The 9,847-nt window shown below is 56.4% G+C and carries 9 protein-coding genes, 1 tRNA gene and 2 pseudogenes; 2 read left to right on the top strand and 10 right to left on the bottom strand.

Translation table 11 applies throughout. The features are described 5' to 3' along the window. Positions 1 to 95: 95 nt before the first annotated feature. Both C8K66_RS28620 and C8K66_RS28615 read left to right on the top strand, forming a co-directional pair. Positions 96 to 470 (top strand): annotated as a pseudogene (locus C8K66_RS28620) (tyrosine-type recombinase/integrase); the annotation flags it as partial. 158 nt (positions 471 to 628) lie between these two features. Continuing rightward, on the top strand, positions 629 to 1,114 hold the full coding sequence (locus tag C8K66_RS28615; protein WP_017475282.1) for a hypothetical protein: 486 nt from the start codon (positions 629 to 631) through the stop codon (positions 1,112 to 1,114). A 160-nt stretch (positions 1,115 to 1,274) separates the two neighbouring features. Here C8K66_RS28615 and C8K66_RS28610 read toward each other — a convergent pair whose 3' ends face one another. The 10 genes and pseudogenes from C8K66_RS28610 to C8K66_RS28565 all read right to left on the bottom strand — a co-directional run bounded on the left by C8K66_RS28610 (position 1,275) and on the right by C8K66_RS28565 (position 9,737). Continuing rightward, a complete protein-coding gene (locus C8K66_RS28610; RefSeq protein WP_108526636.1) occupies positions 1,275 to 1,532 on the bottom strand; it encodes a hypothetical protein in 258 nt (85 codons plus the stop codon). A 126-nt stretch (positions 1,533 to 1,658) separates the two neighbouring features. Beyond that, a complete protein-coding gene (locus C8K66_RS28605) occupies positions 1,659 to 1,934 on the bottom strand; it encodes a hypothetical protein (protein ID WP_108526635.1) in 276 nt (91 codons plus the stop codon). Further along, positions 1,931 to 2,770 (bottom strand): annotated as a pseudogene (locus C8K66_RS28600) (integrase domain-containing protein); the annotation flags it as partial. The gene C8K66_RS28605 and the pseudogene C8K66_RS28600, both read right to left, overlap by 4 nt. Positions 2,771 to 2,847: 77 nt before the next feature. Then, positions 2,848 to 3,258 carry an NUDIX domain-containing protein gene (locus C8K66_RS28595; RefSeq protein WP_108526634.1) on the bottom strand — a complete coding sequence of 137 codons (411 nt, stop codon included), beginning with the start codon at positions 3,256 to 3,258 and terminating at the stop codon, positions 2,848 to 2,850. 169 nt (positions 3,259 to 3,427) lie between these two features. Beyond that, the gene (locus C8K66_RS28590) at positions 3,428 to 3,793 is read right to left on the bottom strand and encodes a hypothetical protein (RefSeq protein WP_238587234.1); all 366 of its coding nucleotides are present in this window, start codon (positions 3,791 to 3,793) and stop codon (positions 3,428 to 3,430) included. Between the two features lie 14 nt (positions 3,794 to 3,807). Beyond that, a complete protein-coding gene (locus C8K66_RS28585) occupies positions 3,808 to 4,314 on the bottom strand; it encodes a Panacea domain-containing protein (RefSeq protein WP_017848531.1) in 507 nt (168 codons plus the stop codon). Positions 4,315 to 4,612: 298 nt separating this feature from the next. Continuing rightward, positions 4,613 to 4,688 (bottom strand) — tRNA-Thr (locus tag C8K66_RS28580). Between the two features lie 130 nt (positions 4,689 to 4,818). Further along, a complete protein-coding gene (locus tag C8K66_RS28575) occupies positions 4,819 to 6,195 on the bottom strand; it encodes an HlyD family type I secretion periplasmic adaptor subunit (protein WP_046385021.1) in 1,377 nt (458 codons plus the stop codon). Next, complete coding sequence (locus C8K66_RS28570) at positions 6,185 to 8,338, bottom strand: type I secretion system permease/ATPase (protein WP_046385020.1); 2,154 nt, start codon at positions 8,336 to 8,338, stop codon at positions 6,185 to 6,187. The genes C8K66_RS28575 and C8K66_RS28570 overlap by 11 nt, the downstream gene beginning before the upstream one ends. Before the next feature lie 46 nt (positions 8,339 to 8,384). Beyond that, complete coding sequence (locus tag C8K66_RS28565) at positions 8,385 to 9,737, bottom strand: TolC family outer membrane protein (protein WP_046385019.1); 1,353 nt, start codon at positions 9,735 to 9,737, stop codon at positions 8,385 to 8,387. Between the last annotated feature and the right edge of the window lie 110 nt (positions 9,738 to 9,847).

Below are 9,847 nucleotides of genomic sequence, written 5' to 3'. Positions count from 1 at the left end.
CACCCTTATCGTTGCTGTTAGTCATAAACATACCCGTTTGCCTATCCCTTATCGTAAGGGGGAAACGGTGTCCTGTCTTTCATGGGGCTCGTTCACAGCAGAAAACTCAACATCCAGTGCAGTTTGAAATTACTGAGCAAACACGAACAGTTCTGGAGGCCTGGATGCGTCAGGCGCATCTTCGCAGTGAGGACTTTCTGTTCCCGACGCGATTGCATGACTCAGATCATCTCTCCACCAGGCAATACGCTCGAATAGTCAAAGCATGGGTAACAGCCATTGGACTGGACCCGACGATGTACGGTACCCACACGTTACGGCGAACCAAGGCTTCGTTGATCTATCGTAGGACCAAGAAATTGAGGGCAGTTCAACTCTTGCTTGGTCATACGAAACTCGAAAGCACTGTCAGGTATTTGGGCATCGAGGTAGACGATGCTCTAGAAATGGCAGAGCAAACAGACGTGTAATCTTCCACTGCGACGGTCTGCGGCAGACCGTCGCTTTCCGACCCAAAGCTGTCGGTCAGATCCCTTGGATGTGGGACAAGTAGCCCAAACGCCTACGCATTCCCTGGCTGATATTTGAGAGGGTAAACTGAGCACCTTTCCATCTGTGTGGTACCGATATGGACATCAATCTACTGACCGAATCCATGCTTGGCCACTGGCGTGCTCCCTCGGGTGTCTGGCAATGCGAATTCCAGTTCGGCAGCCGATTGATTTACGTCCAGCACCACAATGACGAGCCACCTTACGCCAGGCTCGCCGCTGCGCAACGCGCGGTCAAGGCTACGTGGGATGATTTGCCCCAGGCACTGACGTTTGCCGAACAGCACTGTAAAGCACAGATGCCCGAACTGATGCGGTTGTACGAAACCCACATGCCGTGGGAATCTCCGTTGTTCGTGTACTCGATCCACTTCGATCTCGACAAACCTTACCCTAGCTATACCATTTCCAAGAACCCTGACTTCGATTGGGATCGCATCCTGATCGACGAAGATGAACTGTGCCAGGAGCACAGTGTTTGCATGGAGCAATATGAGCCAAAGGATAACTTTTGGGTTTACGTCAGGCGCGTGGGGTTTCAGCAATTCGAGCTTGGGGATTAGCTTGGCAATCAACTATGTATACCCCCCAGCCCCTGAATCACCGCTGATTAAGTAGACACTGGAGAGCGTCCACTTCTGGCCGAACGCAGTCGTTGGTGACGGCCGTCCATAGGCCATAAGCAACTCTAGGTGGCGAGCCGCACTTGTCTGATGCAAAGGATTAAGTTGCGACGTCAGTGGAGCCAAGAAGTAGCTCATAGGTCAACCCTGACGCATAAAACGAAGTTCGCCACTCTAGAAAACCTGGACGGTCCTCGCATAGAAGGCGGACGATCTGCCCATCCTCTGCGATAGAGACTTCTTCCACCAAAGCGATATCTCCCGGTGCCGCCTCTCGAGAGCTAATCCAATCAGTGAAAACTACTTTTGATTGATCAGCGCTGATTAGTTTTATGAGATCGCCTTTAGAAAGTGCCATGTTCTTTCGCCTGGATTTTTACTGATAACAAGAGCATGGGCATATCGGCTTTTTTAAGACAAGGCTTTTTTGGTCCGAGGGCGTCCTTTGGGCGATGTCCGCTTCTGGCCGTTTTCTGACCTTCGTTTAGAGGTTGAACTGCCAGGATTTTCCTAAGCGATGAGTGAGTAATTGCATGGTCAGCAAATAGTAATAGCGCGTCGATTGAGTGTGCTGGTTTAGGTGGTGATTCAAAAAACACACAAGGTGTTTTCTCTGCCAAGTCCATGGATTGTCGCGTTGCCAGCGCTCAGCGATCGCTGTTTGGATGGCCTTCGCCTGACGCAGGTGGCGTTGGCGCGTGGTATGCGACCCGGTCAGGACGCCCGTCAGGAACAGATCCATATCGAATACCGTGCTCATGCGCGACCACCAATGTAAGCGGCCACCACGACGATACGGTTGTGCCCCAGCTCATAGCTGATTTGTACTCGGGCTTCCTGATCGAGACGTCGGTCGAGTTGATAGCAATGGCCACCGTTGATGGGGGCGGGATGGTGGGTGATTTGCTCATAGCGTTCGCACGCATAGGCTGCCCGCAATTCGTGGAAGCCTTTGAGGTTGTACTGATGGAGGATGTCCCGTGCAGGACGGACGATTCCCCGTTGGAAATCGAGGTAGCTTTCGTTCGGTGCAAGTAGGTTGCGGCTACCGTCGGGTGAGACCTGTTCGGCGAATCTCAGCGCCTCGCGAATATGATCATCCGCCCTGATCCAGCGAGGTGCCGAGGCACCTGAGCGGCCCCCCTTGGTGCCATCCTGGATGTTGATCTTGCCGTATTGTTCGGCCTCACGTTTTAAGCGCGGAAGGTCGGCCAAAATGGCCTCACGTAAGCGCATGCCGGTGGCTCGCGCTAATTGAGCGATGGCCGCGGCACGCGGCTGCTGGTGTGCGCAAAGCACCTCTACAACCCTCTTCACATGTTCGCGGTCTTGGCCTTGCGGCACCGAACGACGAACACTGGTGCGCCGCATTCCTAGCGCCTTGCTCGGACTCGGTACTTTCACATACTGATCACCGCGAAGCGCTGCCAGGGTCCGATTGACGCTGGACAATCGGTTTTGCGCAGTGGCGATGGCGAGATCGCTGCGCTCAACCAGGTGACGCAGATGCTCCGCGTAATCCAGCAAGGTCTGCCGATCAATCTGCCGTGCGTCATTAATTCCCGGGACATCCTCCGACCGACACCAGCGGGTAAAAACGGGGTCAGACCCTTATTCCCCAGCCTCATCGGTGGGCGCTGGCCTGAATGACTCAAGAAGAGCTGAATACATACTCAGACTTCAGCAAGAGTAGTCCTGAGAAAGCTCAAAGCATCCTTGAAAACCTGATGCCATCTTTCAGAAGGCTCACTCACTAGTGGATGCCAAAAAAATCTGAACTCATGACCTCCATCGTCTTCTGCAAAATGCACCCAAGTATCGGGAAGGTCTTCGGCAACATGACACTCATGAAATGCCCATGTGTGTCCCGTTTCAATGGCACGCCATTCACCCAAATTTCGCCCTACCGCGGATTGAATCCCTGCTTCTTCTATCAGCTCTCGCACGGCAGCCAAATCGGTGGACTCACCTGGCTCCACACTGCCCTTGACCAGTTGTAGCCCTGCCAATGGATGCTCAAATGCCAAGATCTCTAGCGTTTCACGGGCTCGCAGAACCACAGGACAAGATTTATCTGCTCTCATGCCGTCACACCTTTCCCTGTTTCAACTAATCCTTAGGTAAGTCGAGAAGCATAGAGGAAGCAAGCTGTCATCGAAACCGAGTGACGCGAAAGCCCCGTCAAGGCGTGTTCTGCCCACAGAGGGGGCGCAAAAAAGGCGCCTCTGTAGGCGCCTTTGTGCACAACGAAAACTATTCACCTTTGCTTGATGTCTTGGCGCCAAATAGAAAACCGAGACATGTAGTGGTGATTCCGTACAGCCACTTCCTCAAGTCGTCCAAGCCTGGTGTTTGATTGGCAGGAAAAAAGCTGCAGCAGACAATGACAATGCAAAGGATCAGAAGCATTCCTGCAATATTCGTAGGTGCCGACGAGCTGGAGCCCCAGAGTTTTCCTAGGTGCCCCAGTTTCTGCTGGTTATGAAGAAGCTTGTAGCGTGCGGCGTCTTCAGCGAAGAAATTAGACTCGTCCTGACCTGTAGCCTGGCCTCTCGTGGTTGAGATCGCTTCTGCTTTAGGGTCAATTGGTACTTCGTCGATTGGCAGTTGCGGCTTCACACTGCTATTCGAAGTCAATGTGCTGCCGCCTGCTGCTGGGCCTGGGCTTTAGCTGCAGCTTCGCCAAACCATTGAGTGATGCGCTCAAATGGAATATCCATACCTCGGAGCCCAGGATTTTGACTCCAGGTCTGATCCCATGGAGTTCCTGGTGCGTGCGTCATTTCTGACAAAGCGATGCCGGTATAGCCACCATAGCTGTTCCATACGTTGCTCAGAAACGCACGAATATTTGGGTCGGATGGAATCGGTACCTCATTCGCCCCAAAAATGCCTATGTCAGTAGCTTTCGCCTTAATATCGCCCGAGCCGAACTGCCTGAATTCACGATAGAGCGAAGGAATAACCGGACCGTACTGCCACGCCTCAACCGACTCATTAATCAGAGGTGTGCCGGTGTAGCCGGCATACCAACCGTGAGCGTAGTAAACCAACTTTTGCAGTTTCATTGGGGTAATCGACTCGCCGTTTGCTGCCGCGAGTTCGAGAAAATAGTTGGCGATTGATTTTGGACTGAGCACGTTAATTTCCTCCTGGTTTCCCTGAGGCAGCGATCACCAGTTGCAACACTGGCACAATGACCCTAGCTCAGGCGGCGCAGTATCGCACCAATGCTGGGTGCCTACCACACAATTTGGCCTTCCGCAAAATATTTCAATACTGTATTTATGCACAGTATTTGACGGAGGTACAGCCTGAAACTTCAACCAGCTATTTCATGGGTTGATAGAGGTGGTTTCGGGGGGGGCTTGTTACGTGGCTTGTTACGTGCAACACAAAAAACAAAGGCCTGCATCGCTGCAAGCCTTTGTTTTTAAATGGTGCCGGCACCAGGAGTCGAACCCGGGACCTACTGATTACAAGTCAGTTGCTCTACCAACTGAGCTATACCGGCGTGTTAGGGCGACGATTATAGCGATTGAAAAAGTTCTGTAAACCCCTGAAATCTGACTATTTTTGCGAAAACCCAAGTTTTCGCCCTTCGCCCTGCATTTACCTGCTTCTCCCGCAGCAAAATGCCCCGATCAGCGCTCGTGCATGGCCTCTGCGCGGGATTTGATGATTGGCTTGAGCAGGTAGCTCAAGATGCTCTTCTTGCCGGTGATGATGTCCACAGAGGCCACCATGCCGGGGATGATCAGCAGGGGTTTGTCGTCGGTGCCGAGGTGGCTGCGGTCGGTGCGCAGTTTGATGACGTAGAAGGTGTTTTTCTTCTCTTCATCCATCACGGTGTCGGCGCCGATCTGTTCGAGTTTGCCTTTGAGGCCGCCGTAGATGGTGTAGTCGTAGGCGGTGAATTTGATCATTGCTTCCTGGCCGGGGTGGAGGAAGGCGATGTCTTGCGGGCGGATCTTGGCTTCTACCAGCAAGGTGTCGTCCAGCGGTACGACTTCGGCGATGTCGCTGCCGGGCTGGATCACGCCGCCTACGGTGTTGACCAGCATTTGCTTGACGATACCGCGCACGGGGGAGGTGACCATGGTGCGGCTGACGCGGTCTTCCAGGCCTTTGGAGGTGGCTTGGGCCTTGCTCAGGTTGGTGCGTGCTTCGTTCAGTTGAGCCAAGGCTTCGCTGCGGAATTTGCCGCGGGTCTCGTCGATTTTGCGTTGCACTTCGTTGATGGCGGCCTGGGCGCGGGGGATGGCCAGGGTGGTGCCGTCGAGCATGCCGCGGGTTTCCACTTCGGAGCGTTTGAGGCGCAGCACTTCTACCGGCGAGACCGCGCCCTGTTGGACCAGCGGTTCGGACATGCCGATCTCCTGGCGCAGCAGGTTCAGGCTGTTGCGGTATTGGTCCTGCTTGGAGGCGAATTCACGCAGTTCCTGCTGGCGTTGCAGCAGTTGTTGTTGCAGCCCGCCGATTTCGTCCGACAGTTGCTGGCGTCGGCTCAGGTACAGCGACTCTTCGTTCGAAGCCTGGTTGGGCACGGCTTTGCGCGCGTCTTCGGTAATGTTCAGCGGGCGATTTTCGACTTCGGCGCTGAGGCGCTCCACGCGCAGTTCCATGGCCACGCGGTCGGCTTCGGTTTCGCCGACGTTGGAGGCAAAGCGTGTGTCGTCCAGGCGTACCAGCGGCGCACCGGCGTCGACGATTTGGCCTTCATGCACGTAGATCTGGGCGACGATGCCGCCTTCCAGGTTCTGGATTTTCTGGATGCGCGAGGAGGGGATCGCCTTGCCTTCGCCTTTGGTCACTTCATCGATGATCGCAAAGTGCGCCCACAGTATCAGGAACACGAAGAAGCCGATCACGCCCCAAATGGTCAGGCGCACGATGCGCGGGGCGTCGTCGACCAGGGCTTTTTCGACTTCGGGCAAGGGCTGGTCTTCGAGCGAGTCGGTGCCTCTGAAATAGCCGAAGATGACGTCTTTCAAACGGCGTGGGCCGGATTTAAGCAACACTGATCTGCCCCTTTTTCAGCGCTTCCATGACGGCCGCTTTTGGACCGTCCGCGAGTATCTGGCCACGGTCGATCACCAGCAGGCGATCCACCAGGCTCAACAGCGAGGCGCGGTGGGTGACCAGAATCACCGTCTTGTTTTCGATCACCGACTGCAAGCGCTGTTTCAGGCGCTCTTCGCCGGTGTTGTCCATGGCGCTGGTCGGTTCGTCCAGCAGCAGGATCGGTGGGTTCAATAGCAACGCACGGGCGAGGGCGACGTTTTGTCGCTGGCCGCCGGAGAGGTTTTGCCCGCGTTCGCCCACTTGCAGTTCGTAACCTTGCGGATGCAGCCTGGCAAATTCATGCACGCCGGCCAGTTCTGCGGCTTGCAGCACCATTTCGTCGTCCACGTAGCGTGCGCCCGAGACGAGGTTGTCGCGCAAGGTGCCGGCCAGCAGTTGGATGTCCTGGGCCACGTAGCCGATGTTGTGGCGCAATTCGCTGACATCGATCTGGCGAATGTCCACGCCATCGACCAGCAACGAGCCCGAATCCGGCTGGTAAAGACCGACCAGCAGTTTGGCCAGCGAGCTTTTACCCGAGCCGCTGCGCCCGATGATGCCGATCTTCTCGCCCGCCCGCACATTCAGGTTGATGCCGCGCAGCGCCAGGTTTTGTTGGTTCGGGTAGGTGAAGTCGACTTCGCGGAACGTCATCGCGCCTTGCAGCGCCTTGCGGCTGAGCGGGCGTTCGTCGTAGTTGCGTTCTTGCGGCAACTCCATCATCTGGTCGACCGAGACCATCGTCACCTTGGCTTGCTGGTAACGCGTCAGCAGCCCCGACAGTTGCGCCAACGGGCCCAGTGCGCGGCCGCTGAGCATGTAGCAGGCAACGAGGCCGCCCATGCTGAGGGCGCCATCAATGATCTGGTACACACCGAAAATGATCATCGCCACGCCGGCCACTTGCTGGATCAGCAAGGTGATGTTCATGGCCAGGCCGGACAACACCTTGACCCGCAGTTCCAGGCGGCTGAGGGTGCCAATGGTCTGTTCCCATTGATACTGGCGCTCGCTTTCTGCGTTATTGACCTTGACCGCATCGAGCCCGGCGAGGGTTTCGATCAGGCTCGACTGACGCTCGGCGCCCAGGGCCATGGTGCGCTCCAGTGTCGCAGTCAGCGGTTTCTGGAGCATGTGGCCGATACCCAGGGCCAGCGGGAAGGCGATGATCGGAATCCACACCAGGTGGCCGCCGAGCATGGCGATCACCACCAGGATGATCAGGGTGAAGGGCAGGTCGATCAGGCTCGCGAGGGTCAGCGAGGTGAGGAAGTCGCGCATCCCCTGGAATTCATGGATGTTCTGCGCAAAGCTGCCGACCCGCGCCGGGCGCACTTTCATGGCCATGCCCACGATGCGCTCGAACAGCGTCGCGGAGATGATCAGGTCGGTTTTTTTGCCCGCCAGGTCCAGGCATAAACTGCGCAGGCTCTTGAGCAGCAGATCGAACAAGTACGCGCCGCAGATACCGATGGCCAGCATCCACAAGGTGGCGGTGGCCTGGTTGGGGACCACGCGGTCGTACACGTTCATCACAAACAGTGGTGCGGCCAGGGCGATCAGGTTGATCACCAGGCTCGCGGCGATTGCGTCGGCGTAGAGCCAGCGCGAGCGCTTGAGGGTGTCTCGAAACCACGAGCGTGCGCGCGGGATCAGCGTGCCGCTGGTGATGTCAAATTTATGCTGCGGTTGGGCGAAAAATACCCGACCGCTGTAATCCTGACTCAAGGTTTCACGGCTGACCTGTACTTCGCCGCCGTCGCTTTCGCTGAGCAGCAGTCGCGCCGTGTCGCCTTCCCAGCCCAACAGCACCGCGCTGCGCCCTTCCTTGAGCAGCAGCATGGCGGGCAGTGCGATGGATGGAATCTGTTCCAGCTTGCGCTGCAGCAACCGCCCCTGCAAACCCGCCCGAGCGGCTGCACGCGGCAGCAGCTCGGCGCTCAGACGCTGGGCCGCGAGTGGCAGCCCAGTGGTCAGCATTGCGCGGCTGGCGGGTTTGTAATGCAGTGAGCAGAGTGTCAACAACCCGTCCAGCAAGGGGTCGTCATGCTGACTGCGCGGGTCATGGTTGAGTTGCGCCACACCTATTTCAGAATCCAAGCTGACTCTCTCTTACTGCAGTTGAGTGGTCCAACGCCGTCAAGAATCAGTTCATCCCTGGCAGGTTTACCGACGGTTTAATATCGTTCTGCACAACCGATGCCATCGGCGCTACCACGCCCTGACTTCTCAGCAGTTGGCCCATGTCGGCCTTGATTCGATACTGGGTGTAGATCTGCAGGTTTTTGATCTGCGCCAGACGCTGCTGAGCGGTGAACAGTTCATTCTCGCTGTCGAGCAAGTCGAGCAGTGTACGCTCACCGAGGCTGAACTGCTGTTGATACGAGGTACGTACTCGCGTGCTGCGGTCCACGTATTCCTGCGCGATCGGCACCTGCTGGGTGGCGTTGTTGTAGGCGTTCCACGCCAGGCCCAGCTCTTCGTTCAGCTGACGCAGGGCGTTGTTGCGGATGTCCAGCGCCTGGGAGGCCTGGGAAGCCTTGGACTGCAGGTTGGCCTTGTCGGTGCCGCCGTTGAACAGGTTGAACTGCATGTTCAGCATGGCGGAATAGCTGTTGTCATGGCCTGGGTCGCCGGCGATGTTGTCGTTGGCCGAACGTTGCAGTACCGCATCGAAGCGCGGGTAGAAGGTCGACTTGGCGGATTCGTACTGCTTTTCAGCGGCGGTGATATCCGATTCGGCAGAGCGCAATACCGGGCTGTCGGCAATCATCTGGCGGCGTGCGTCATCCAGGCTGGCTGGCAGCAAGGTCACGATGCCCGCTGGCTTTTCCAGTTGGTCAGGCTCTTGGCCGACAACGCTCATGTAGTTGGTATTGGCGTCAGCCAGGTTGGTCTGTTCGGTGATCAGGTTGTTTCGAGCCTGAGCTAGACGGGCTTCGGCCTGGTCCATGTCCGCCATTCTTCCGACGCCACGGCTGGTGCGCAATTTGATCTGGTCAAAAATGCGTTCGTGGCTTTTCAGGTTCTCTTCTGCCAGTTGCACCATCTCGCGACGGGTCAAGACATCCAGATAAACCTGGGCGACCGTCAGGGCGGTGCGCTCGGTCGTGTTGAGCAGCGCATAACCGCGGGAATTGGCGGTGGCTTGTTGGCGGCCTACTTCATTTTGGGTGCCAAAACCCTGGAACAGGTTTTGCTGCAGACGAATGGTCGATTCGCCGCGGTTCATGGTTTTCCAATCGTGGCTGTTGCTGGCCGCGCGGGTGGTGGTGTTGTCCGAGCTTTCACGGCCATAACCGCCCAGCAAGTCGACTTTAGGCAAGTAGCCGCCTTTGGCTGCGTCGACTTGGTAGTCAGCAGCAATGCGCGCATTGACACCCGCTTGGATCTCCGGATGGACTTCCACCGCTTTCTGCATCGCCTCTGTCAGGGTTTGAGCCTGTACGAAACTGGCGGCTAGAGCAAAAGGCAAAGCTTTGAATAAGTGCAAACGCATTGTGATTCTTCCCTGGGGATTGGTTGCCTGGAAAACCGCAACAAACTTGAAATAGTGCATTGGATTGGCAACCGAAATCACTGCTTGTCATGAGTGCTGGACGGTGCAAA

The sequence above is a fragment of the Pseudomonas sp. GV105 genome, assembly GCF_003058185.1.
In the GTDB taxonomy this organism is placed as follows: Bacteria; Pseudomonadota; Gammaproteobacteria; order Pseudomonadales; family Pseudomonadaceae; genus Aquipseudomonas; species Aquipseudomonas veronii.
The sequence above is the reverse complement of the archived record's forward strand: the minus strand, read 5'-3'. Positions and strand labels throughout refer to the sequence as shown.